The sequence below is a fragment of the Pseudomonas sp. Y24-6 genome, assembly GCF_020295325.1.
Classification (GTDB): Bacteria; Pseudomonadota; Gammaproteobacteria; order Pseudomonadales; family Pseudomonadaceae; genus Aquipseudomonas; species Aquipseudomonas gregormendelii.
Map to the genome: position 1 here is coordinate 89,033 of NZ_JACBXG010000016.1, position 24,303 is coordinate 113,335.

Genomic DNA, 24,303 nt, shown 5'->3' on the forward strand with positions numbered 1-24,303 from the left:
ATCCAAATTATCCAGACCCGAGAGAGGCGTGAAATGGACCGTTTCGATGCAATGCAGGCCTTTGCCCGAGTAGTGGAAACCGGCAGCTTCACCAAGGCGGCAGCCACCCTGCACATGAGCAAGACCACCGTGACGCAGCTCGTTCAGCAGCTGGAAGCGAGGCTACGCGTGCGCCTGCTCAACCGCACCACACGCAAGGTCAATGTCACCGCCGACGGCGCGGCCTACTACGAGCGCGTCGTCCGGCTACTGGTCGATATGGACGACGCCGAGACCAGCCTGTCCAGCGCATCGATGACACCGCGCGGGCGGCTGCGTGTGGATGTACCCAGTCCACTGGCGCGAATGCTGCTGATACCCGCCTTGCCGGGGTTCTTTGCACGCTACCCGGAAATCCAGCTGACCCTGGGCGTGAGCGATCGCATCGTCGACATCATTGGCGAAAACGTCGACTGCGTGTTGCGTGGCGGTGAGATCACCGATCAGTTCCTCGTGGCAAGGCATGTGGGCGATTTGAAACTGGGCATCTACGCCGCGCCCGACTATCTGCAGCGCTTCGGTACGCCGGAGCATCCCCGTGAGCTGGAGGAGGGCAGGCACAGTACCGTCGGCTTCCTCTGGTTTCGTACAGGCAAAACCTTACCTTACGCGATGCAGCGGGGTGAGGAGCGCATTGAGGCCCGAGGCCGCCCGCAGTTGACGGTCGACGACGGCAATGCCTACCTCGCTGCTGGGCTGGCTGGGCTGGGCATGCTCTGGCTACCGCAGTACATGGCCAAACCGCACCTGGCCAGCGGCGAGTTGTTGCCGCTGTTTGAGGACTGGCACATGCCGCCAATGCCGATGTATCTGGCATTTCCGCCGAATCGCCACGTCAGCGCCAAGGTGCGGGCATTTATCGACTGGGTGATGGAATTGATGGCCGAGCATGCGCCGGTGCTACAGTGAAACAGGTGCAAGCCTTTTCTGGGGGTAGGCACTTTAAACACCTGCTTTTGGCAGTTCGCTGCCTGGCGCAAAGCGCTGCAATCGACCCAAAACGGCCGGTCAATCAAGGAAAGGATTAAACCACTGTACTAGTGCAAAGCATTGGCATCAGGCCGCAGCTTTTGGGTCTACAGTCTTGTATATCCGGCACTGGAAAAAACTGAAATGAACCTGTCGTCTTCGATCTCGCCGCCAAGGCATATCGTGCTGCTGGGCTATGGCGGTTTGCTACCGTTTTTGGGTCTCGCACTACTCATCCTCACTTCTCAAGAATTTCGACCTTTTTGGGCGGAGGCGCTGGTCAACTATGGCGCTGTCATCCTGAGCTTCATCGGCGCCTTGCATTGGGGCTTCGGTATGTCAGTGCAAAACATGAGTGCCGAACTGCGCCGCGACCGGCTTATATGGAGCGTCATCCCGGCTCTTATCGGTTGGCTCAGCACGTTACTGCCGGTGCCATTGGGTTGCTTGCTGTTGATCGTCGGATTTGTCGTCCACTTCTGGCAAGACAGACAGTTGGTTCGAGTGGTGAGCTTGCAAGCCTGGTACCTGCCATTGCGATTGCGCCTGACTGTTGTGGCTAGCGTTTGCCTGCTTGTTGGCGCAATCGCTTTAGTTGTTTATTCGTGAAACCGCGCCTGCCCGAATCGTCTGCAGTGCCGGGCAGTCGCTTGTCGCGCCTGATGCGTTTTGGCAGTTTGGCTTCGGGCGTGGTGGGCGGCATGCTGGCCGAAGGGGCGCGGCAGTTGGCTCAAGGTAAACGTCCGGCGTTCAGTGACCTGCTGCTGACGCCGGGCAATGCGCAACGGGTGGCCGAGCAACTGTCGCAATTGCGTGGTGCGGCCATGAAAGTCGGACAGTTGTTATCAATGGATGCGGGTGATTTGTTACCGAGCGAGCTTAGCGACATTCTTTCTCGCCTGCGTTCCGACGCGCATCCGATGCCCATGAGTCAGTTGGTAAAGGTCCTTAACGAGAGCTGGGGTAAGGGCTGGGAAGGGCGCTTCGAACGGTTTTCCTTCACGCCATTTGCGGCAGCATCCATCGGCCAGGTTCATGCTGCGCAAGGCAAAGACAGCCAGCGACTGGCGATCAAAGTGCAATATCCAGGTGTGCGCGAAAGTATTTCCAGCGATGTGGATAACGTCGCTACTTTGCTGCGCATGTCCGGGCTGCTGCCTCACGGCATGGACGTCGCACCGCTGCTGCAAGAGGCCAAGCTTCAACTGCAAAATGAAGCGGATTACCTGAAAGAAGGCATGCACTTACGGCGCTTTCATCAACTGTTAGCCGACAGTCCGGATTTTCTGGTTCCTCGCCAGTATGCCGAGTTCAGTACGCCGAACATTCTGGTGATGTCCTTCGCCGAGGGCGACCCGTTGGAGACCCTTGAACACGCGCCACAGGCAGAGCGCGACAGGATCATTACACTGCTGTTCGGCCTGCTTCTGCGCGAGGTGTTTGAGTTTCAGTGCGTCCAGACCGACCCCAACTTTGCCAACTACCGTTACCAGCCAGAAACCGGGCAGTTAGTGTTGCTCGACTTCGGTGCCACGCGCCTTTATAGCCGCAACAGCACCGAGGCATTTCGCAAACTGCTGGTTGCAGGCTTGCGTGAAGACCGCGCCGCCATCGCCGAGGCAGCGCTGGCTGTCGGCTACTTTCAGCGTGAAACCCTGCCCAGGCATCGGTTATTGCTGACTGACCTCATCTGCCAGGCCTGCGAGCCACTGCGGCATCAAGGCACCTATGACTTTGCGATGTCCGACCTCGCAGGACGCTTGCGCGATGCAGGGTGGCAACTGGGTGCCGATCGCGATTTCTGGCACACGCCACCGGTGGATGTCCTGTTTCTGCATCGCAAGGTCGGTGGGTTGTATATGCTGGCTGCGAAACTGAAGGCGAGGGTGAATGTGCGATGCCTGTTCGAGCCTTACGTAATTTGAGCGTTTCCCGAACGAGTGAAAGGGCTTGGTTGAGCACCCCTTGATTGGGCCTGACCTTGCCCGCTGTTCCGATGAAGCTTATATCCGCACCGTCGCCTTTAATGGCGATTCAGGTTTGGCGACGACTGAGTGACGTGATGGTTGTGACCTGCTGGAAGTGATCGGTAAACGGTTACGGGCGCAGGCGTCGGCGTAAATCAAAACGGGCACCTTGAAGGTGCCGGTTTTTAGGACTTCGACACCGGACGTTAGTGTCACGCCAGGGTTTTGCCAGTAATGAAAAAACAGCGGCAGAGTTGAAGTCGGCTTGAAACTATAAGCTCCGTGACATGAGGCAGTGCTCTTTCCCCCAAACCTCAAAGCGCTCCAGCACTTCCCAGCCGAGCTTAGTGTAATAACTACTCTGGCTGTGGGTGTGCAAATACAAGGTAGTGAATCCAGCATCCCTTGCATGACCGCAGATGCCTTCGATTAACTGCGCTGCGAGTCCTCTGCATCGAGCTTCAGGTGCGATGAAAACACACGCAAGCCATGGACCTAGCTCTGGCCGGTCAGACAGGTCGCTACTGGCAAGCGTAGCGCCACCTAGCAACTGGCCTCGTTCCGTTGCGATCAGGCACTTCCAACTGCCATCACGCTGTCCATCAGAGAATTCGTGTTGCCAACTCGAAAGAGATTGCTGCGCAAACTCGTAAGTGAATTCCCGATAAATCCATTCGGCCATCACGTCGCATTTGTCCATTTGACTATCCAGCCAATCCACTCGCAGCATCTGACACGCTCCTTATGTATTCGTCCGCACATATAACTTCGTGGTGGCGGTTACGCAGTCGGTTTGAAGACACCTGCATCCACCAGCATCTCCACTAACGCCTCTGGCCATACCGTTTCTTTAGTAGATATCAGCTCGTGAGCGGACCACCAGTGATGATCTGCCATGACCTGAGTCTCGTGTAAGGTCCATTCAGAGTTGGAAACGATCTGGTTTTGCGCGTGCACAATGAAATACTGCTCAACTGCGAACACTGTCTCGCCGCTGGGCAGGAGCATTGAAAAGCGCCGATCTGCCACAGGCCCTATAACCGCGTTGACCTGAATACCGGTTTCCTCACGCAGTTCACGTATTGCAGCGGCGTGGAATGTTTCTCCTTCCTCAAGACCACCGCCAGGGGTGGCCCAGTAATTTCTTCCGGCTAAAGCCCCCTCTTTATGAAGAAACTTGAAAAGGAGGACATCTCGAGAGGGGCTTATGACCAGTAATCGTGCGGACTTTCGCTCACGCATTGGATGTAAATCTTCCCTGAAATTTTGAAATGTGGAGTGCCGCCCTGATCAGAAGGAGGTCACCCATGGCTCGCGGCGTCACGATAGGGGAATGATACTTCAGCAGGGCTGCCTATGTAGCGATTCATCCAAGGTGGTTTTTGCTTTGATCATGAGCCAATGCATAACCTTGCGCTGTCAGCCTTGCAGTCAGGAACCTTAATGCTCGACGGAAGACCGGATGACAGTCGGCAAACGGCAAATTGTCGAGCGGAGCCCAAAAAAAGCTGAAGGTATGGCAATGGTCATCGAGCGTATGATGAGTCCATTGCCTGGGCAAAGGTGCCGGCGTGAAACACAGTTGAAATGACCATATCTGATCGAGATGACCGGCGTCCCAGCAGCCCATATCGCTAACAACCGAGGCCGCTGCTATGCCCGATTCTTCGCTTAATTCACGCAGAGCGGCCTGAGCTGGCGTTTCACCTTTCTCGATTGTCCCTTTGACCAGTTGTACGCCTGCACTTGGATGGCGGAATAGAAGGATGTGTGTACCAGGAATACTGGAGAGGATGACGGGGCAAGCTTTGTTCGGTGACATGGTGATTTCCTTATCGCACTGAAGCACGCATTTTACGACCTTATCCATTGCGTGAGCCGCCAGGTGTTCAGAAGTCTGGTGCTCCAACACCTGAACCATGGTTCAGTCTCCCTGGACATCCATCAGGCTCTGGGTTCGTCCCCGCTTTTCGCCACTGGCTCGTCTACTGACCATCCGGAATGCCTCGTAGAACAAACGGTGAATGCCGTGCTGACCCAAGAGTTTAATGCGGCGCAGGCGTTGTTTTTGCGTGAAAGGGCCTGGTTGAGGACCCCTTGATTGGACCTGACCTTGCCCGCTGTTCCGATGAAGCTTATAGTCCGCACCGTCGCCCACAATGGCGATTCAAGTTTGGCGACTTGATCGATCGGGTCAACCTTTGCTTGATCGGAGTTATACCTATGGACAGATACACCCCCCTTTCCGGACTCGACGAGATTCCGGCCGCGCTGCTCATCGACACTCAAGCCCCACTCGACGTCCTCCTGGCCATGGCCGATTACCGCATCCGCACGGTCACTCAGGTGCTGGAAAACATCGCCTTCCGCGCCGAGATTGGTTGCGACACTGTCGTGCTGGCGGACTTTTCCAAACTGCTGGCCATTCCGCTGCGTGATGGTTGTGACCTGCTGGAAGTGATCGGTAAACGATTACGGGCGCAGGCGTCGGCGTAAATCAAAACGGGCACCTTGAAGGTGCCCGTTTTTTGTGGACTTTGATGCCGGACGTTAATCCGCTTACACGTCCAGGACGCGTTCCATCGCACCGCTCTGCAGCGTGTGCTGTTTTCTGAGGACAACTTCAAGCGAGCGGTCTGTAATCATGCGGGCGCGAGATAACCTGTGAACAAAACAGCCCTTCTGGAAACTGGCGAGGGGGATGGGCATTTAGCTCGAAAACCGGATCCGACCGTGGGCTCTCGGGCGCAAGAACTGGCTATTTCGCCGGGTAGCTAACGGCTGACTTTCGTCTGTCGGAACAGGCTGGAATCGACCCAAAGCTGACTCTCGTCAGTTAATCTAGTTCTTCCAAGCGCCTAGGGCGGTAGGCAGAATAAATCACTCCAACTCAAGTTCCATGTGAATGATTTCTATGGGTTGCCCACCCACACCGTGGCTGAAAAAGCCGTGCCTTTGTGTCACAAAACCATGTTTTTTATAGAAACCTTCCGCATTCAAAGTCGACTCTACCTTTATAAAGCGGATCCCAGGCCCACGCGCATTATCAATACCTGTCTTGAGCAAATGAGCACCAAGCCCCTTACCGGAAGCCTCGAGAAGAAGAAAAAGCCGTGTCACTTCTCCTGGCTCTGAATCCACAAAGCCAACGATCTTTCCCAGCTGTAGGGCCACGACCAATTGTCCTTGTTTTATCAGTTGCTCATAAAACTCAGGGGTTCTTTCGCCCATCCAGCCATTGAGTTGCTCTGGGGTATACAGTCCGTTCGACAGCTCGGCTATTGACTGCCGAGTGACATGGAAAATAGCTTGACCATCTCCTGGCAGTGCTGCCCGAAGGGTAAATTCCTTTTTCATGGTCGCCACTCTTTGTTCTGATTTATGGTGTCCTTGAATCTTGCTCGAGGGTCCGCTTTTGGCCGATTTCTACCTGTCACGACGGACAGAAAACGACGCTTGGCGGCCGTTCAGGTCGGTGCTGTACAAATGAGTGATCGCCATGCAGTGAAGGGGTAAGACCCAGATAGTTAAGCTACCGAACCAGTGTCTTCGACATGATGATGGTGCGCTCGGACTCGTGAAATACGTCTCGGATTTTTTTAAAGCCAAGCGAAGCATAAAAGTCTTCAGCAGTGATAGAAGAGGGGACACGCAGCTCGTTGAGTCCTCCGGCTATGGCGATTGCTTGAATTCTTGTCATCAGCTGCCTTCCGATACCCCTCCCTTGATAGGCAGGCTCGACAAACACACTTCGGACAACGTCATGGTCAAGACTGGCTGTTGCAACGACATGACTTCCAAATGTTGCTACGAACACCTGGCGTTGCGTCAACATACGAAGAATCGCCTGTGGAGAAAAGCTTTGCCCCACTTGATTGATGATTTCGGGCGAATAGTCCTGAGCATTAGACTCTCGCAGGGTGCCAATGATGATCCGACTGATGGTTGGGGCATCCGCATCCATTGCGTTCCTAATTTGGCAATCCATTCAAACAGTTCCTTCCATTACTTGATCGTAGTGAGAGGCGGCCCTGTTCGCTAGCATGAAGGGCTGCTTATGGCCGACTCTGTTGAAAAAGTCGGATTTTCAGATCGCCTGAACTCAGCCACGACCACCACCGGAGAAACTACTAACCACATTGAGTGGTTTTTCGGCCCTTCGATGACCTTTGCCGCTCTGTTATTGGGTTGATTTGAGGTTTTTTGCTTGGTGCAGGCGCATCTATCCCGTGACTGGTGGCCATTGAGATGGAAATTTGGCGCGGTGATAGCCAAAGCCTCCTTGTGCAAAAAATCGCGGATGGCGAAATTTTGATACTACACGTCGAGTTGGCGGGAGCGACGAAGCACTGTCGACGATTATTGTTTTCGCACAAAAGCGGGAAACAATACTCATGCTGCCGTTGATTAAAAAGATAGATAGTCACGTTCATTTTTATACGTCGCAAGACCTCCGCAGAGTGGCCGGTTCGCTGCCCTATACGTTACCTGAGCCGCATCCGCTGACTGCTTATCTGGATACATTGATGGATGCCGGAATTGCTCCGACGCTCCTCAATAACGTCCATTTAAGCATCCTGCCCGATTCAGAAAACGTATTTGCTTCATTTGACGAACTCAAGAATCTCCAGGCAACCAACCCTCTTCGCTATGGGGACGTAAAATTGGTGGGGACGATTAAGGCTGAGCCTGCTTACGCCACCCAGGAACGTCTCTCGCACCCGCAGGTGGTTGGCGCCCGAATCGTTCTACACGATGCAAAGCCTGAAACGGTTTCTGATACGCAGTTCAGTGATGGGCAGTGGTCGGTATTTTATGGCCGCCTGCAACCGCACCAGCATCTGCATATTTACGCGAAAGAAGCCGAGACGAATCTGCGTGTACTGCGCCAGATTCCTCGCGATGTGCGGGTCATTATCGATCACCTTGGCACTTGTCACAGAGAGCGTGACATTACTGAGCCGGCTTACATCGCGCTACTCGCTGAAGCGAGAGAACGAGGCAACGTGTGGTTCAAAGGCCCAGGCTATCGCACTTCCGTTTTACCCGAGGAAACCGCTCGCTTCGTGACGCAAATTGTTTGCGCAGTCGGCGCGGACAAGATTCTTCTGGAAGCAACCGATGCACCTCATGTTGGAACTGACAACCAGGGTGTTCCGTATTCCGACCTCTTTAGTCTGACCAACGCTTTTAACTTTGTTGATGCCGTTGCACAGCATGTTTCTACAGAAACCCGAATTCCTGTTGGCCAACTTCTCCGAGGAGCATCTGGCCAATTGGTAAGTTGATCTACGCCCACGCTCTAACTTCGAGATATCTAGCGATGACGAACATTACTACAAAAGAAATCGAGTTTGCCGTTAATTATGGTGACGAAACCCTGAACCTCAAAGGAATGGTGTTTCAGCCAGAACTAATCGACGCGTCAATTCCCCCCGTCATCTTTAACTCCGGGTTCACTGGCGGGGTCACGATGTACGGCCAGCTGTTTGGTCGCGCCCTGGCAGCCCTCGGTTATCGCGTCATGACCTACGACGTGGCGGGGTTTTTTTCCAACAAACACATCCGCAACACGATTCAGGCCGGAGACATTGAGATCACCAATGTCATCCTCGAAGACCAGAAAGATGAAGTCCTTGGTGCCATTGAATGGGCGCGCGAGAATTTTGGCGAGATGCCGGTAGTTGCGTCCTGGGCAATGGGTTCGGTGGCGAGCCTCGGTGCAGTGGCTGAGCTGGCCGCCGCCGGCGCAGAACAGATCCGCTTCTGGGTACCGATGAGCTACACCAACATCCGTAAGCTGCAAACTTTGCGTGCAGACAAAGACGCGGCTGATGCCGCCATTAACCAACTCGCCGATGACTCGCCGATTCCTCCGTTCGATACAGGGACTGACGCGACCCGCCTCGGCTACTATCCGCTGGATCCCGGGACTCAGGCCTACGTTGATCAGCAGTTAGGCGGCTACACCGAAGCGGGTGGCGCGGACCGTTGGCCTGGCTGCACCCACGTGACGGCGAAGTCCTACAAGTCTTATGTGGCGTATGACCCGGAGCAGTCCATCGAAGGTGCAAAAGGTTTCCCGCCTGCACTGATCATCCACGGCGCCGACAATACGTTGCACATGCCGTCGGAGTCTGTGCGTCTGCACCAGAACTATCCGGGTGATGCTGGCCCGAGCGCGCTGATCATTTCCCATATGCAACATGGTCAGCAGAATCAGGTCGACAGCCCTGTGTTCAAGTCAATGATCCAGAGCATCGATGAGGCCATCCGCGCGCGCGGCTGATCCTCTCGACAAATTCCTGTGAGACCACGAACACCGAGGTCTCACAGCGATTTTTCAGCGTCGCGGTACATTCTCCAAGCGACGTTCCCCGGTCACTTCGATCCGTCGCAATGCGCCGGATTTGCCCTTCGCTGCCCCAAAGATCAATCTGGCTGAATGCGTGCCCAGGCCCTAACATAGCGTGTCCAAAGCCACTCCTTCGGACTGGCCTAAGCTGTTCACTTGAACGGCTGGAACCCCCCATGAAAAGGATCTTGCGATGGCAGCTCCCGGTGAATCGGCAGCGTCTGTGAATAGCCACACAACCAAGCGCATCGGGCTGCTCATCCTCCCTCAGTTCTCCATGATGGCCCTGGCCGGTGCCAGCGAGCCTTTGCGGGCGGCGAACAGGCTGTTCGGCAAAACACTGTATGAGTGGACCCTGCTCACGGAATCCGGTGGTCCGGTCAGCTCCAGCAGCGGTATCGAAATCCAGACGGTGCCGGTTGATCAGGCCCCGGAGTTGGATCGCGTTTTCGTCCTTGCAAGCCTGGATATCGAACATCAGAAACCACCGAAAATGCTGCGCTTCCTGCAGCGCGCAGCGGCTCGCGGAATAACCGTCGGCGCACTGAGCACCGGTACGTTCATCCTCGCACGCGCAGGGTTACTGGAAGGAAAGCGCTGCACTTTGCACTGGGAGTCCATCGGTCAATTTTCGGAGGAATTCCCCACGATCGAAGTTACCAAAGAGCTGTACGTGAATCACGGCAACCGCTGGACGTGTGCCGGGGGGACCGCGGCCATCGACCTAATGCTGGCGCAAATCGCGCTTGATTTCGGCAATCAGCTGGCAGCGAACATCGCCGAGCAATTTCTCCACGCCAGGATAAGAGCCCCGGAAGAACATCAGCGAATGTCGATTCAGTGGCGGTTCGGGATTCACGATCGCAGGCTGACGGCCGCCATCGCCTTCATGGAAGACAATCTGGAGAACATTGTCGGTATCGAAGAAATCGCCGACCGCTGCAATCTGTCCCATCGTCAACTGGAGCGGCTGTGGCATCTGCACTTCGGAATGACGCCGAAGAAATTTTATCTGCAGCTCAGGCTGAACGAAGCGCGGCGCTTGCTGCGTGAAAGCACCCAGCCCATTGCTTCCATCGCCTACAGCTGCGGATTTGTCTCGGCTTCACATCTGGGCGCTGCTTACCGTCGGATATGGAAGTGTACGCCGGGTGAAGAGCGGCGGAAATTTGATGATGCTCATTCCTGATTGCAGTCGTTGAGCCGGCTGGTCAATGAACGCTGATCCCCTCAAAAGCCACAGGGTTGATCTGCTCTGCAAAACCGCATAGCAAGCTAATGACTCGGTCCGACAGGCGGTGAGCTCCGGCAAGCTTCGGGAATTGGGCCATCCTGCATACTTCCCTCTTCATCAACCCGTCACCTTGCATTGCACGCAGGGGTGACACGTGACGTCGGTTTTTTGATAGAAATCGTCGGGCTCAAAGCTCAGGCTGCCTGCGGTAGCGCGGTAATGTTTCCTACAGATGCGGCGTTCACTTCCAGATGCACGACCGACAAAAACAACAATGACGTACAGAAGGCATATCAACCATGGAAACCTTGAGTTTCATTCTGGAAAACGGCGGGCTGATCAGCTTGCTACTGGGGCAGCACCTTCTCATCGTGGCGGTAGCGGTGGGGTTGGCGATTCTTACGGGCGTGCCTGTCGGGATCGCAATATCCCAGCACCCCAGAACGCGCCGTTGGGTGCTGGCGTTCGCCGCTGTCCTGATGACCATTCCCTCTGCCGCGCTGTTCGGGCTGATGATTCCGGCTCTGTCCCTGATTGGTTATGGAATCGGCGTCGTGCCGGCGGTCATTGCGCTGTTTCTCTATTCCCAGCTACCCATTATTCGAAACACCACCACCGCCATCTCCAACATCGATCCCGCGTTGCGCGAAGCGGCGATCGGGATGGGCATGTCCACCTGGCAACGACTGCGTAAGGTTGAGCTGCCGATCGCGGTCCCGCTGATCATGGCGGGCGTCAGGATGGCGACCGTCATCAACATCGGTATCGCGGCCATCGCGGCTTACATCGGCGCTGGTGGCCTGGGCAGTCTGATCATTCGTGGCATCGCTCAATCGGATACCCGACAGCTGTTAGCCGGCGCGATCGTCATCAGCGTGATCGCCATTGCGGCCGATTACGCGCTTTACGGCCTGCAACGCGTCCTGACTCCAAAAGGCCTGAACAAGAACAAAGTGGCCACTGGCCGAATGAAGGAAGCTACGACGTGATCCAGATCGAAAATTTAAACAAGAAATTCGGCTCAGTCACTGCGGTAGAAGACGTCTCTTTCAATGTTGAGGAGGGGCAGATCTGCGTACTGCTTGGACCATCGGGCTGCGGCAAAACTACGACGCTGAAAATGATCAACCGACTGATCACGCCCACCTCAGGCACGATCCGCATCGGTGGTCGCGACACGTCCGAACTGGACAGCGTCACCCTTAAACGCTCCATCGGCTACGTGATTCAGCAAGTCGGCCTGTTCCCCAACATGACCGTCGAGGAAAACATTTGCGTCGTCCCGAATCTGTTGGGATGGGACAAGGCCAAAAGCCGCAAGCGCGCCGCGGAATTGCTGGAAGTGGTCGCACTGGAACCGTCCAAATTCCTCAAGCGCTACCCGTGCGAACTGTCGGGTGGCCAGCAGCAGCGCATAGGCGTGGCCCGGGCGTTGGCGGCAGATCCGCCCGTGATGTTGATGGATGAGCCATTCGGCGCGATCGACCCAATCAATCGGGAAGTGATCCAGGACGAGTTCATGCGCATCCAACGTCAGGTCAACAAGACTGTGCTGTTTGTCAGCCACGACATCGATGAAGCGGTGAAGATGGCTGACTGTGTCGCGCTGTTCCACAACGGAAAAATTCAGCAATTCGGCAGCTCGGATGACTTGCTGGCCCGGCCCAACAGCGAGTTCGTCGCAAACTTCATGGGCAGCGACCGGATCATGAAGCGCCTGTGTCTGCTGCGCGCCGCCGATGTCGCCAGCAAGGTCCCGCCGCGGGAACACATGCAGGTTGTGGGTGGCAACAACAGCATCGCTTCGCGCTCGCAGCTGATCGTACGACCTTCGGATGACCTACGTCAGGTGCTCTCGCAACTGCTGGGTCGCGGGCAGGACTGGGCGTTGTGCAACGACAGCGAAGGACGCTTCATCGGCTACGTCCACCAGGCTGACATCCTGGCGCGGCTTGTTGAAAACATAACTCCGGCGGTGCACTGAAGATGCCTGACTTACTGAGCAGATTCTGGCAAGGGTTGCAGTTTTACTGGGGCGACATCAGCTACCTGACGGTCCAGCATCTGCAGATCGTGGCCGTCAGCGGGGCGCTGGCCCTGGCCGTCGCGCTGCCGTTGGGCGTGTGGATGAGCCGTCCGGCGAACCAACGGTACGCCATGGCCAGCATGCAGTTTCTTAACGTCGGGCAGGCGATCCCCAAGCTCGCGTTGCTAGCCTTGGCCATGAGTGTGATCGGCGTGGGCAGCGGGGCGGCCATCATCGGTTTGTTCGTCGCCACCTTGCTGCCCGTCGCGGTCAATACCTATGAAGGTTTGCGCGCGGTGCCGCAGCACTTGGTCGAAGCGGCCGAGGCCATGGGCATGACGCCACGAGAAACGCTGTGGAAAGTCGAAATTCCGAATGCGATGAACGTGATTTTCGCGGGCATCCGTACCGCGCTGGCGATCAACGTCGGTACCGCGCCTCTGGCCTTTCTGGTCGGTGGCGGCGGGCTGGGCGAGTTGATCTTTACCGGGATCGACCTGAATGACTTTGGCATGATGCTGGCTGGCGCCGCCTCGACCGCGCTGCTGGCGATTGCAGTCGATCTGGGCTGCGGCGTGATTCAAACCCTTGCAGTGTCACGAGGCCTGAGGTTGGCCGGGCGCGACTGAATCTGAAGACCATCGACCTAAACCAATAAAATAATATGAGGTGAATGATGATTTATCGAATGCTCGCCAGTGTGATCTTTAGCCTTAGCCTTATTTCAGGTGTCGTCGGCAACGCTTCTGCCAACAGCACGATTGTGGTCGGTGGCAAGAAGTTTACCGAGCAGCAACTGGTGGCCGAGATGACCGCTCAACTGCTACGCGCCAATGGCTACAGCGTTGATAAACGACCGGACCTCGGTTCGTCGGTATTGCGTGCGGCTCAAGAAAACGGTCAGGTCGATGTGTACTGGGAATACACCGGCACGTCGCTGATTACCTACAACAAAGTCACCGACAAACTCGACGCTGACGAAACGTATAAACGGATCAGTCAGCTGGATGCCGAGAAGGGCATCACCTGGCTGAACCCTTCCAAGGCCAACAACACCTACGCCTTTGCCATGCGCAAGGACGAAGCCGAAAAGGATGGCGTTGCCTCGATCAGCGATCTCGCAAAAAACATTGAAGCGGGCAAATCCTACAAATTCGCCTCGAACGCGGAATTCTTCTCCCGTCCCGATGGCCTGCGTCCTCTTCAAGAAACGTACAAGTTTGAATTCGAACGCAAGAATATCGTTCGCATGGACGGCGGGTTGACCTACCAGGCGCTGAGGGACGGTCAAGTCGACCTGGCGTTGGTCTTGTCGACCGATGGACGAATTCCGGCCTTCGGTTTTGTGGTGCTGAAGGACGATAAAGGCTTCTTCCCCAGCTACGCGCTGACGCCCGTCATCCGCACCGAAATCTTTAAAGAGAACCCGAAAATCGGCGAATTGCTTAACGCCCTGTCTTCGAAACTGGACGACAACACCATTGCCGGTCTCAACTCTCGGGTCGATGTCGGCCGTGAGTCCATCGAGAGCGTTTCCAAGGAATTCCTGCAAAAGAACCAGTTGCTTCAATGACGCCTCGCTGACGTTGAAACCGCTCGGTCTCAACGTCATTGTCCGGGCCGGCTAATTCTCGCTGGCCTGTTTTTATCCTTCTTGTTTGTCGCGCTCACCCCGATTGTGGGGCATGAGCTCATTGCGTTCGCCTGTTCATTAGGAGAATTACTCATGCAGTTGAATAAAAGGTTCGTGGCGGTTTCGTTGTTGCTAGTGGCGGCAAGTGCTCAGGCGGATGACGGTATCGACCGCATGTCCCTCGCCGACATGCGACATGCGTTGAACAACGGCACCCTCAGTTCCGAACGACTGGTCCAGCACTATCTGGATAACATTCAGGCGAACAATCATCAGGGCCAGAATATCAATGCGCTGGTGACCCTCAATGAGCAGGCGCTCGATCAGGCCCGTCAGTGGGATGCCGAGCGGGCAAAAAACCCCAATGCGAAGTACGCGCCACTGGCCGGCATTCCCTTCGTGGTGAAGGACAATTTTGACACCGCCGGGATGGTCACTTCCGGCGGCTCCTATGTGCTGCGTTCGTCGGTGCCGAGCCAGGATGCGTTCACCGTCAAGAAGCTGATCGACGGGCAGGCGATTCTTCTCGGCAAGGCCAACCTGTCGGAACTTGCCGCGTCTTTTGGCTGGTTTGGCTACAGTTCGTTTGGTGGCCAAACGTTGAATCCAAGAAACACCAAGCGTGATGCGTCTGGCTCCAGCAGCGGTTCTGCCGCCGCGGTTGCGGCGGCGTTTGCACCGTTTGCGCTGGGTTCGGACACCAGCGGCTCGATCCGCGCGCCGGCCAGCGTCACGGGCACCGTGGGTTTTCGACCGTCGCTGGGGCTGATCAGCCGTAGCGGCATTATCCCGCTGTCGCTGGCGTTCGATACCGGTGGCGTGATCACCAACAGCGTGCTGGATCAGGCGATTGTGCTGGACGCGATCAAGGGCCAGGACACAACGGACCCGGCGACCCTGGAGCTGGCCGCCGATAAAATACAGTTCGAACCTGCGCTGAATCGTTCCTCGCTGCAAGGCAAAATCATTGGCGTGATCACCAATTTCAAAGGCGCGAACCCTGAGGTGGATGCGGTCTTCAAAGCAGCCCAGGAAACCCTCGGCAAGCGCGGTGCGCATGTCGTCTCCATCGAACTGCCAAAAGCCTTTGAAAACCTTTGGGGCGACGTGCTCGGCCCGGTGGGAGACAGCGAATTCAAGCCACAATTCGAACGCTACCTCGCGACCCTCAACCCGAGTCAGCCCCGAACGCTTGCGCAATTTCTCGAGCTCGCCAAAAAAAATCAGGCTGAAAACGGGCCGCATGGCATGAACCCGGCACGTCTGGCCGGGCTGGAAACGGTATCGGATGCCACCAGCACCGATTCGCCGCAGTACATCTCGATCCTCTCGCGGAAAATTCCGCAGTTGCGCGCACAGCTGATGGGCATCATGAAGCAGAATAAAGTCGACAGCCTTTTCTTCACCACCATCAACTGCCCTGCGTCGGTGGTGCATGGCGTGATTGATGACAGTTATGTGTGCGCCTCCAGCGATACCTACGCATCGTCGTACATTGCCTCCGCAACAGGATTCCCCGAGATCACCGTTCCGGCAGGCACCATCAAGGGCAACCTGCCGGTCGGTGTTTCGTTCCTCGGTGGCTACGGCGAGGACGCTAAGGTGGTTGGTTTCGGCTACGCGTTCCTCGGGCGTTGATTGTTCAGATCTGTTCCAGCAACCAGGTTCGGAAGGCCACGAGCGACGGCAGCATTTCGTTGCGAGGCGGGTAGGCCAGGTAGTAGCTGCGCTGGCTGGCGAAGGGTTGGTCGAGGCTGATCAGCTCGGCGTTGGCCAACTCGTCGGCCACCAGAATGCGAGGCACCAGACCGATGCCGATGCTGGCCCGGACGGCCTGGATCAAGTGCGAGGTAAGCTCGAAACTGGGCCCCAGCCGCATCATTCGATGGGGCAGGCCGTGGTGGCTGAACCACTCGCCCCAGACATTGGCATTACTCGCGACATTGAGCAGCGTCTGGCCGCCAATACGCTCGGGGGTCCACTCGTCAGGGACCTCGGCCGCTTCTGGAGAAATGATCACCATCAGTTCTTCGGTGTGAAGGCGATGGCTGATCAGCCCCGGCAAGTCGGCACTGCCAACAACGATCGCCGCATCGATGCCACTGGTTTCGAAGTCGATGGCGTCGATCCGCGAATTGATGTGCACCAGCATGCCGGGATGGGTTTTATAGAAGTCATGCAGGCGCGGCAACAACCACTTCGAGCCGAAGGTCGGCAAGGTGGCAAGGCGTAAGGTGCCGCTGCCGGATTGATAGGCCATGGCTTGCAACGTGGCGCTGCGGATGCGGCCGAGCGCTTCGCTCATTTCCCGCTGATAGAGACGGCCGACATCGGTCAATTGCACTTGCCGGCCTTCACGGCGAAACAGAGTCACGCCCAGTTGCTGTTCCAGCGCCTGGACTTGCCGGCTCACCGCGCTTTGGGTCAGCGACAGTTCCATCGCTGCGCGGGTGTAGCTTTCATGGCGGGCAGCGGCTTCAAAGGCCAGCAGCAACGACATCGAAGGGGTGAGGTGGCGGTAATTCATTCGTAAAAGTCATCGATAGCGGCACTATTATCCGTTTGTCCCACGCCAGAACCTACAGGATCATTGGCGCAACCGAGGACTTGAGGTTGCCGTATTAATTCTCAGGCGACAAGTGTTTTGAATTTTCCCGTGATTCGACCAATAAGAGAACCACCTGCGATGATCGCTCAGTTGCCCACCGTTGCACTTTCGGCATACTACCCGGAATTCCTTCAGGCACTGCGCGCCAGCGGCTTTCGTGGTCAGCTCAGCGCCGACTACGCCACCCGGACCGTGCTTGCGACCGACAACTCCATTTACCAACGCCTGCCGCAAGCGGCGGTATTTCCCTTGGATGCGGACGACATCACGCGCATCGCCGCCTTGATGGGCGAACCGCGCTTTCGCCAGATTAAGCTGACCCCCAAGGGCGGTGGCACCGGCACCAATGGCCAGTCATTGACCGACGGCATTGTGGTCGACCTGTCTCGGCACATGAACACAATCCTCGAAATCAACGTCGGCGAACGTTGGGTGCGCGTGCAGGCGGGTGTGGTCAAGGATCAGCTTAATGCCGCGCTCAAGCCCCATGGACTGTTCTTCGCTCCGGAGCTGTCGACGTCCAACCGCGCCACCGTCGGCGGCATGATCAACACCGATGCCAGCGGGCAGGGCAGTTGCACCTATGGCAAGACCCGTGATCATGTGCTGGAGCTGCACAGCGTATTGCTCGGCGGCGAGCGCCTTCACAGCCAGCCCTTGTCCGACGCCGAGCTGGAAGTGGCCTGCGCGCAGCCCGGCCGAATCGGCGAAGTGTACCGGGTGGCGCGGCACATTCAGGAAACCCAGGCCGAGCTGATCGAGGCGGTCTTCCCCAAACTCAACCGCTGCCTGACCGGGTACGACCTGGCGCACCTGCGCGACGAGCACGGGCGTTTCAACCTCAACAGCGTGCTGTGCGGTGCGGAAGGTTCGTTGGGCTACATCGTCGAAGCCAAGCTCAACGTGCTGCCGATTCCCAATTATTCTGTGCTGGTGAACGTGCGCTACGGCAGCTTCATGGATGCGCTGCGCGACGCCAATGCGTTGCTGGTACAAAAGCCATTGTCCATCGAAACCGTGGACTCCAAGGTACTGCTGCTGGCGATGAAGGACATCGTCTGGCACAGCGTCGCCGAGTATTTCCCAAGCGACGCCGGGCGCCCGACGCTGGGCATCAATCTGGTGGAGTTCAGCGGCGATGACGCATCGCAGGTGAGGGCTCGCGTGGCGGCGTTCGTGGCGCATCTGCAGCAGGACAAAACCATCGAGCGCTTGGGGCACACGCTGGCCGAAGGTGCCGAAGCCGTTAGCCGGGTCTACACCATGCGCAAACGCTCGGTCGGGCTGTTGGGTAACGTCGACGGTGAGATTCGTCCTCAGCCTTTCGTCGAAGACACCGCGGTGCCGCCGGAAAAACTAGCCGACTACATCGCCGAGTTTCGTGCGTTGCTGGACAGCTACAACCTGGCCTACGGCATGTTCGGGCACGTCGATGCCGGTGTGTTGCACGTGCGGCCGGCGCTGGACATGAAAGACCCGGTCCAGGCCGCGCTGGTCAAGCCGATTTCCGATGCCGTGGCCGAGCTGACCCGGCGATACGGTGGATTGCTATGGGGCGAGCATGGCAAGGGTTTGCGTTCTGAGTATGTGCCAGAGTTTTTTGGCGAGTTGTATCCGGCGTTGCAAACGCTCAAGGGCGCGTTCGACCCGCACAATCAGCTCAATCCCGGAAAGATATGCACTCCGCCGGATCCCGCTCACCGCTTGCTCAAGGTCAACGAAGTGACGCTGCGCGGAGATCTGGACCGGCAGATCGACGAACGCGTCTGGCAAAGTTTCGGCACTGCCATGCACTGCAACGGGAACGGCGCATGCTACAACTACGACCCCAACGACGCGATGTGCCCCTCGTGGAAAGCCACCCGTGAACGCCAGCATTCACCGAAGGGCAGGGCTTCATTAATCCGCGAGTGGCTGCGCTTGCAAGGCGCGGCCAATATCGATGTGTTGCACGCGGCGCGGGGCAGGATGGCGTGGTTAAGCGGGTTGCCAACGCGGTTGTTCAATAACCTGGCGCGCTCGCGGGGCGAGGCGGATTTCTCCCACGAAGTCTACGATGCGATGGCCGGTTGCCTGGCCTGTAAATCCTGCGCGGGGCAATGCCCGGTCAAGGTTAACGTGCCGGACTTTCGTTCGCGTTTTCTCGAACTGTACCACGGTCGCTATCAACGCCCGCTGCGCGATTATTTGATTGGCTCGCTGGAGTTCACCATTCCTTACATGGCCTACGCGCCAGGTTTGTACAACGCGGTGATGAGCTCGAAATGGGTGAGCCAGTTGCTTGAGCGACAGGTCGGCATGCTCGACAGTCCGTTGATCAATCGTCATGACTTGCAGGCTACGCTGACCCTCTGCAATGTCGCTGTCGCCAGCGTGCCAGCCCTGCGCGAACTCACCGTGGCGCAGCGTGAGCGTAGCGTGGTGTTGGTGCAGGACGCCTTCACCCGATACTTCGAGACCCCGTTGCTGGCGAGCTTTATTCAGCTGGCGCACCGGCTGGGCTTTCGAGTGTTCCTGGCGCCTTATAGCGCCAACGGCAAGCCGTTGCACGTACAGGGCTTTCTCGGTGCCTTCGCCAAGGCGGCAATCCGTAACGGCAATCAGCTCAAGGCGCTTGCCGACGTTGGAGTACCGCTGGTGGGTCTGGATCCGGCGATGACGCTGGTCTACCGGCAGGAATATCAGAAAGTATCGGGGCTGAATGATTGCCCGAAAGTCTTGCTGCCTCAGGAGTGGCTCTGCGATGTGTTGCCGAAAAACCCGCATCCCGCGACTGGGACATTCCGTTTGTTGGCGCACTGCACCGAGAAAACCAATGCCCCGGCCAGCACTTCGCAATGGGAAGCAGTTTTTGCCCGGCTCGGACTGAATTTGACGACTGAAGCGACGGGCTGCTGCGGCATGTCCGGAACCTTCGGCCATGAAGTGCGCAACCAAGTCCAATCGCGGACCATTTTTGAGCAGTCCTGGGCCGGCAAGCTGAATGAAAAGAGCGAGGCGCTGGCAACGGGATACTCCTGCCGCAGTCAGGTGAAGCGCTTCGCCAACATGCAATTGCGCCATCCGTTGGAGGTTGTGTTAGAGCATACGCTCGCGATGTGAAAGAGGAGTGGTTGTTTGAATCCTGCTGATGGATGCTGGAACCGAACGTCCGCTTCTGGCCGATCGCTGCCTGTCGCAAGGGGCTTCAATCGACCCAAAGCAACCCTTGATGTATGTTTATTGTCACAAAATGTTATTGGCATTCATGGAGGATTCTGACTGATGGCACGTGTGGGATTGATACTGACACCCGGTTTTGCGGACTGGGAATATGCTTTCATTGCTGGAACTGCGTCCCCGTTTTACGGGATCGACGTCAGGTTTTTCGCTCCTGCTACGGGTCAGTTCCGCTCGCAGGGTGGATTGGCTGTAACTGTCGATAGCAGTTTGCAACAATGTCTGGACTGGAAACCGGACGTTGTTGTCGTCATTGGAGGAATGGTCTGGGAAAGTGCAGAAGCACCGGATATTCGAGGCTTTCTTCATGCTAGTCGTTCAAATGGAGCGACAATTGCCGGTATCTGTGGGGGAACGCTGGCACTTGCTAGGGCCGGGCTTCTCGACACGGTTCCTCATACCTCGAACAGCGCTGACTTCTTAAAACAGAATGCCGTAGGTTATGAAGGGCGCACGCTTTATCGAAACAGTCCGGTAGCTGTGGTTGCAGACCGCATCATAACTGCTCCAGGCCCTGCACCCGTTAGCTTCACCTGCGCAGTGTTCGAAGGTGCCGGGCTATCTTCAGAGATCATTTCTCAGTTCAGGTCAATGTTGGCAGCGGAACATCGGTGACCGCTTCGTCCTACAAAACAGCTGATCCAGGTGATGTATTCGAGTGGCCGCTCATGGCCGATTGCTGCCTGTAGCGAAGCGCTCCAATCGCCACAAAAAAGACGGCCGGCCCTATCGGGAAATGCTCGATCTCGCTCCCTCAAACGCTTCCTATTTGATACGTCGTACCGAACAGAAACACCTGTTGCAAAATTCCGTCTCGTTCAACCAACCGCACCGGGGCAGTTCCGCCCGGCATTATTACTCGCACATGCCCGGCATTGACCCAACCGGCCATCCACGCCGCACAAGCCACGGCACTCGCACTGGTGCCTGAAGATGCTGTCGGCCCTTCTCCTCGCTCAAAAATCCTCGCTTCGATTTGGCCTTCGTTCACCACGTAAGCCCATTGAAGATTGATGCCCGCAGCGCATGGTTCTCCAACGCCAAATTCGCCCTCCGCGAACGCGATTTTTCTCAGTGCATTATTCAAGGGTTCCCGATTCAGCGAGTCGAAACCGGGCAGCGCTTGTCGATCCGATACCAACGTTACGCAGTGTGGATTACCAATCCTGATGAACACACTGTGTGCCCATTTTCCGTCGATTTGCTTTAAGCGCTTCACCGAGCTGACTACACGACCATTTAACTCAGCAGCATCGATGTTGGAGGCGTTGGCATCGACAGCGTGCGGCCCGAATTCCGGTTTACCCAGATCCAGCCAAAAACCTGCAATATCATCGTAATTAGCTCGCTCGACCATTACCGCCGTCGGAGAGTGATGTTTGTCGTGATGCACGCGCATCGTGAACGTCGTTTGGTGTGGCACTAGCCCTCTGTCGGCAAGGGATTGGGCAAAAATGGTCAGCCCATTGCCACTGCGTTCAGCCAGGGTGCCGTCTGTATTCACGATGAGTAGATCAAAAGGCGCCGTGTGCTGGAACGGTCCGATCAGTAGGCCGTCCGAACGATATTCCTTGGTCCCTGCAGGTTGCTGCCCTTCAGGCCAGGTGCATGAGACGCTGATCGCCTGGGAGGCCCAATCCAGGCGTCTCATCGCCGCCGCCTCAGCGTCAAGGGGCAGATCAACACCCTGGGCACGCAGCGCCTGCGGGCTGACGACCCCATAAATGTTGCCACGTGCATCGTAAAACTGCGTCATTGCTGTTCCTCGGCTGTGAGTGCAATAGGTGTATGAGATTCTAACGATGCCCGGCGTCCCAGGAGCCCATATCGCTAACAACCGAGGCGGCTGCTATGCCCGATTCTTCGCTTAGTTCACGCAGAGCGGCCTGAGCGGGAGTTTCATCTTTCTCGATTGTCCCTTTGACCAGTTGTACGCCTGCAATTGGATGGCGGAACAGAAGGATGTGCGCGCCAGGAATACCGGAGAGGATGACGGGGCAAGCCTTGTTCGGTGACAGGGTGATGTCCTTATCGGCGATGAAGCATATATCTATCTGGAGGAGAGACCGCAATGCGCTGCTGGGGATTTCCAACAGCATCATGCTGGCGGAGGTCACGGCGAATCGCGTGTTGGAGCAGATTGATCCGCCAGAATTTTTGTCGGATCAAAAGATCGCAGCCTCGTTGCACTCGACAGCTCCTACAGGGACCGGTTGGACGCATTTGTCTGATCGCTCGACAGCCGAATTCAGCGAAAGATANCAGAATTTTTGTCGGATCAAAAGATCGCAGCCTCGTTGCACTCGACAGCTCCTACAGGGACCGGTTGGACGCATTTGTCTGATCGCTCGACAGCCGAATTCAGCGAAAGATAAGGAGTGGAAAAGGAGGACATCTCCAGAGGGGCTTACAACTAGTCTTTAAGAATTTTCGGCCTCAGGCGCACTGAAGGCCTTACTGTAGTAACCAGACTGATCAAAACAGCACACGTGTTTCTTGCCGGATGCAAGCATTTCGCAGGCATCACCCATTCGTTTTGCGCGTGTCTTGAGTTGCTTGGCTGAAGTAATCCAGTGTATCCAGTCCACCCGTGCGATGGTCGTCGTACTGTTCCAGACTTCGCGCGCCTCTGGAGTGGCTGCCAGTGCCTCCTGGAAATCTGCCGGGACGTCAGGCTCAGGCTCCTTCTTGGCTGGGCTTAGCTCTATCTTCACCATATCCCCAGCGTCCGCGCCTGCGGCCTCGCTTAACTCTTTACTGACCCGCAGCCAATGGCTCAGCTGACCATCGGGCTCGAGCGTTGCCTGGAATGGGTGCCCATTGAGCGTGCCTTCAACCGTCGTCCTTCCTCGCCTCGGCAGTTGTTCGCTCGCATCTTTGGGCAGTACCAAAAATGTCCACGACTTATCATCACCAGGCTTTGCCGGACGAAGCAGCTTTGCTTCGAAGCGGGATTTCACATCGGTTGTTGTCATCGCATCGCCTGCAACTGTTACCTGACTATTGCTTGTCATTTGAACACAACGGCTACACCAACTGGCGAACTCCCAAAGACAAGATCAACCCGCCACACAGCCGATCGGTCGCTTTTTTCCTGCCTTGGTACGCGCGAGCAATCATGGGTTGCGAAAGGGCGATTGCGACCATGCCATACCAAATCGCGCAGACCACTACTACAACGCCCAGCATCAACAAAAAAGTGCCAGCCGAAACGTGGGCAGGCGCTGCTGAGGTCTGCGCTTATTGCGCAAAGCCGGTTTTGCCGATGCGTTTGAGCATCTCGTTGTACATCTTGCTGCGACGGTGGGCAGTGCTGTAGCCGCCGGCGGCAGCGACTGTGCCGGCCTGGATGTGGTCTAGGTACTTGAATATCGTTCCGGGCGAAATGAATTCGACGGTGTATCCCATCTCGACCATGCGGTCTTGCAGCGTGTACCCGGGCACACGATCATCCAGCTGGAAATGCAGATCATGCTGCTTCATCAACCCACAGTTCCACAGGGTGCAAAAACTCTTCAGGTGGACTTCGCGCCAGGGCTTCGGGTCTTTGGAGCGCAGCCCCAAGGTTTGTTTCAGGCGGCGGTAATGGTGTTTGTACAGCCGCGAAGCATAACGCCAGGCAGACCTGATCACCCCGCGATCCAGTTGCTCGACACAGCCTACAGCCGCGACCTGCGGATCGTTGATGCATTTGCTCAACATCATGTCGAACACGGATTCATCGTAGATGAAGGTGTCGGTGTGCAGCAGGAACAGGTAGTCGGTTGTGACGCGCGCCAGCGCCATGTCGAGTGCTCTGCCGTGCGCCATATGGCCCGCTTCCGGGCCGGCTGACTTGCGTTCGATCAGGTTGATCCAGTTCAGCGAGCGCAGGTATTGGACGCTCTCATCCGCGGAGTCGTTGTCAACGACCCAGACCGGGATATTCCGGTGCCCCACGTGTTTGTATAAAAGGTCGAGGCAGGCTTTGGTGATGTCGAGTGTTTTGTAATTAACCAGAACAATGCTAAAGGGAGTGTTCGTGTTGTTTGAAAGATGCTTCATAACCTGAATGCCCAGTTATTGTTTGCGCTTGGTTTGTGCTGCGGTTTAAGTGGGCGCGAGAGTAAGTAAACGACCTTAAGTGAAACTTAATCTCGCCGGGCTCCAGCCAAAAACGCGGGCATGCGCTGATGTCCATCGGCATCGATGTAGCCCAGATCGCCAGACTTTCATGCCCCGTTCGTCGAACGAGGAATCTGGGTGGCAGAGCG

General features: G+C 56.5%; 24 protein-coding genes and 2 pseudogenes. 15 read left to right on the plus strand and 11 right to left on the minus strand.

Annotated elements, in window-relative coordinates; translation table 11 throughout:
* The first annotated feature begins 33 nt into the window (after positions 1–33).
* The 3 genes from HYI44_RS25210 to HYI44_RS25220 all read left to right on the plus strand — a co-directional run bounded on the left by HYI44_RS25210 (position 34) and on the right by HYI44_RS25220 (position 2,933).
* Positions 34–948, plus strand: coding sequence for a LysR family transcriptional regulator (locus tag HYI44_RS25210; protein WP_225570797.1), 915 nt, complete (start codon positions 34–36; stop codon positions 946–948).
* Positions 949–1,152: 204 nt separating this feature from the next.
* Positions 1,153–1,617, plus strand: a complete 465-nt coding sequence (locus HYI44_RS25215) for a DUF3429 domain-containing protein (protein WP_225570798.1) — start codon at positions 1,153–1,155, stop codon at positions 1,615–1,617.
* On the plus strand, positions 1,614–2,933 hold the full coding sequence (locus HYI44_RS25220; protein WP_225570799.1) for an ABC1 kinase family protein: 1,320 nt from the start codon (positions 1,614–1,616) through the stop codon (positions 2,931–2,933). Before HYI44_RS25215 ends, HYI44_RS25220 begins: the two co-directional genes overlap by 4 nt.
* A 313-nt stretch (positions 2,934–3,246) precedes the next feature.
* Here the strand turns inward: HYI44_RS25220 and HYI44_RS25225 are convergent, their stop codons facing one another.
* The 3 genes from HYI44_RS25225 to HYI44_RS25235 all read right to left on the minus strand — a co-directional run bounded on the left by HYI44_RS25225 (position 3,247) and on the right by HYI44_RS25235 (position 4,797).
* The gene (locus tag HYI44_RS25225; protein ID WP_122840000.1) at positions 3,247–3,705 is read right to left on the minus strand and encodes a GNAT family N-acetyltransferase; all 459 of its coding nucleotides are present in this window, start codon (positions 3,703–3,705) and stop codon (positions 3,247–3,249) included.
* Positions 3,706–3,755: 50 nt separating this feature from the next.
* Positions 3,756–4,217, minus strand: a complete 462-nt coding sequence (locus HYI44_RS25230; protein ID WP_225570800.1) for an NUDIX hydrolase — start codon at positions 4,215–4,217, stop codon at positions 3,756–3,758.
* 124 nt (positions 4,218–4,341) lie between these two features.
* The gene (locus tag HYI44_RS25235; RefSeq protein WP_225570801.1) at positions 4,342–4,797 is read right to left on the minus strand and encodes an NUDIX hydrolase; all 456 of its coding nucleotides are present in this window, start codon (positions 4,795–4,797) and stop codon (positions 4,342–4,344) included.
* Between the two features lie 111 nt (positions 4,798–4,908).
* On the opposite strand from HYI44_RS25235, the pseudogene HYI44_RS25240 reads away from it, so the two are divergent.
* Together HYI44_RS25240 and HYI44_RS25245 are read left to right on the plus strand one after the other, a co-directional pair.
* A pseudogene (locus HYI44_RS25240) lies at positions 4,909–5,046 on the plus strand (transcriptional regulator); the annotation flags it as partial.
* A gap of 152 nt (positions 5,047–5,198) precedes the next feature.
* Positions 5,199–5,471 (plus strand): hypothetical protein, encoded by a 273-nt coding sequence (locus HYI44_RS25245; RefSeq protein ID WP_225570802.1) that lies wholly within the window; start codon positions 5,199–5,201, stop codon positions 5,469–5,471.
* Between the two features lie 384 nt (positions 5,472–5,855).
* Here HYI44_RS25245 and HYI44_RS25250 read toward each other — a convergent pair whose 3' ends face one another.
* Complete coding sequence (locus HYI44_RS25250; protein WP_225570803.1) at positions 5,856–6,332, minus strand: GNAT family N-acetyltransferase; 477 nt, start codon at positions 6,330–6,332, stop codon at positions 5,856–5,858.
* Positions 6,333–6,507: 175 nt separating this feature from the next.
* Positions 6,508–6,963 (minus strand): GNAT family N-acetyltransferase, encoded by a 456-nt coding sequence (locus tag HYI44_RS25255; RefSeq protein WP_225570804.1) that lies wholly within the window; start codon positions 6,961–6,963, stop codon positions 6,508–6,510.
* Between the two features lie 406 nt (positions 6,964–7,369).
* On the opposite strand from HYI44_RS25255, the gene HYI44_RS25260 reads away from it, so the two are divergent.
* From HYI44_RS25260 to HYI44_RS25295, 8 genes are all read left to right on the plus strand, one after another.
* Positions 7,370–8,263, plus strand: coding sequence for an amidohydrolase family protein (locus tag HYI44_RS25260; protein ID WP_225570805.1), 894 nt, complete (start codon positions 7,370–7,372; stop codon positions 8,261–8,263).
* 35 nt (positions 8,264–8,298) lie between these two features.
* Positions 8,299–9,264, plus strand: coding sequence for an alpha/beta hydrolase (locus HYI44_RS25265; protein WP_225570806.1), 966 nt, complete (start codon positions 8,299–8,301; stop codon positions 9,262–9,264).
* 259 nt (positions 9,265–9,523) lie between these two features.
* Positions 9,524–10,519: a GlxA family transcriptional regulator gene (locus HYI44_RS25270; RefSeq protein ID WP_225570807.1), complete on the plus strand. Its 996-nt coding sequence runs from the start codon at positions 9,524–9,526 to the stop codon at positions 10,517–10,519.
* Positions 10,520–10,863: 344 nt separating this feature from the next.
* Entirely contained in the window at positions 10,864–11,553 is a 690-nt protein-coding gene (locus HYI44_RS25275; RefSeq protein WP_225570808.1) for an ABC transporter permease, read from the plus strand.
* A complete protein-coding gene (locus HYI44_RS25280; RefSeq protein WP_225570809.1) occupies positions 11,550–12,548 on the plus strand; it encodes an ABC transporter ATP-binding protein in 999 nt (332 codons plus the stop codon). The genes HYI44_RS25275 and HYI44_RS25280 overlap by 4 nt, the downstream gene beginning before the upstream one ends.
* A 2-nt stretch (positions 12,549–12,550) precedes the next feature.
* Positions 12,551–13,219 (plus strand): ABC transporter permease, encoded by a 669-nt coding sequence (locus HYI44_RS25285; RefSeq protein WP_225570810.1) that lies wholly within the window; start codon positions 12,551–12,553, stop codon positions 13,217–13,219.
* Positions 13,220–13,263: 44 nt separating this feature from the next.
* On the plus strand, positions 13,264–14,163 hold the full coding sequence (locus HYI44_RS25290) for a glycine betaine ABC transporter substrate-binding protein (RefSeq protein WP_225570811.1): 900 nt from the start codon (positions 13,264–13,266) through the stop codon (positions 14,161–14,163).
* A 153-nt stretch (positions 14,164–14,316) separates the two neighbouring features.
* Entirely contained in the window at positions 14,317–15,861 is a 1,545-nt protein-coding gene (locus HYI44_RS25295) for an amidase family protein (protein ID WP_225570812.1), read from the plus strand.
* A gap of 4 nt (positions 15,862–15,865) precedes the next feature.
* On the opposite strand, the gene HYI44_RS25300 is transcribed toward HYI44_RS25295, so the two are convergent.
* Positions 15,866–16,750: a LysR substrate-binding domain-containing protein gene (locus HYI44_RS25300; RefSeq protein WP_225570813.1), complete on the minus strand. Its 885-nt coding sequence runs from the start codon at positions 16,748–16,750 to the stop codon at positions 15,866–15,868.
* A 159-nt stretch (positions 16,751–16,909) separates the two neighbouring features.
* On the opposite strand from HYI44_RS25300, the gene HYI44_RS25305 reads away from it, so the two are divergent.
* Together HYI44_RS25305 and HYI44_RS25310 are read left to right on the plus strand one after the other, a co-directional pair.
* Positions 16,910–19,933 carry an FAD-binding and (Fe-S)-binding domain-containing protein gene (locus HYI44_RS25305; RefSeq protein WP_225570814.1) on the plus strand — a complete coding sequence of 1,008 codons (3,024 nt, stop codon included), beginning with the start codon at positions 16,910–16,912 and terminating at the stop codon, positions 19,931–19,933.
* Between the two features lie 162 nt (positions 19,934–20,095).
* Positions 20,096–20,665 (plus strand): DJ-1/PfpI family protein, encoded by a 570-nt coding sequence (locus tag HYI44_RS25310; RefSeq protein WP_225570815.1) that lies wholly within the window; start codon positions 20,096–20,098, stop codon positions 20,663–20,665.
* A gap of 139 nt (positions 20,666–20,804) precedes the next feature.
* Here HYI44_RS25310 and HYI44_RS25315 read toward each other — a convergent pair whose 3' ends face one another.
* The 5 genes and pseudogenes from HYI44_RS25315 to HYI44_RS25330 form a co-directional block, all read right to left on the minus strand.
* Positions 20,805–21,806, minus strand: coding sequence for a diaminopimelate epimerase (locus tag HYI44_RS25315; protein ID WP_225570816.1), 1,002 nt, complete (start codon positions 21,804–21,806; stop codon positions 20,805–20,807).
* Positions 21,807–21,846: 40 nt separating this feature from the next.
* Complete coding sequence (locus HYI44_RS25320) at positions 21,847–22,152, minus strand: NUDIX domain-containing protein (RefSeq protein ID WP_318653947.1); 306 nt, start codon at positions 22,150–22,152, stop codon at positions 21,847–21,849.
* Between the two features lie 318 nt (positions 22,153–22,470).
* Positions 22,471–23,025 (minus strand): YdeI/OmpD-associated family protein, encoded by a 555-nt coding sequence (locus HYI44_RS25325; RefSeq protein ID WP_225570817.1) that lies wholly within the window; start codon positions 23,023–23,025, stop codon positions 22,471–22,473.
* A gap of 52 nt (positions 23,026–23,077) precedes the next feature.
* Positions 23,078–23,284 (minus strand): annotated as a pseudogene (locus HYI44_RS29460) (LysE family translocator); the annotation flags it as partial.
* Positions 23,285–23,290: 6 nt separating this feature from the next.
* Positions 23,291–24,094 carry a glycosyltransferase gene (locus tag HYI44_RS25330; protein WP_225570818.1) on the minus strand — a complete coding sequence of 268 codons (804 nt, stop codon included), beginning with the start codon at positions 24,092–24,094 and terminating at the stop codon, positions 23,291–23,293.
* Positions 24,095–24,303: the final 209 nt, after the last annotated feature.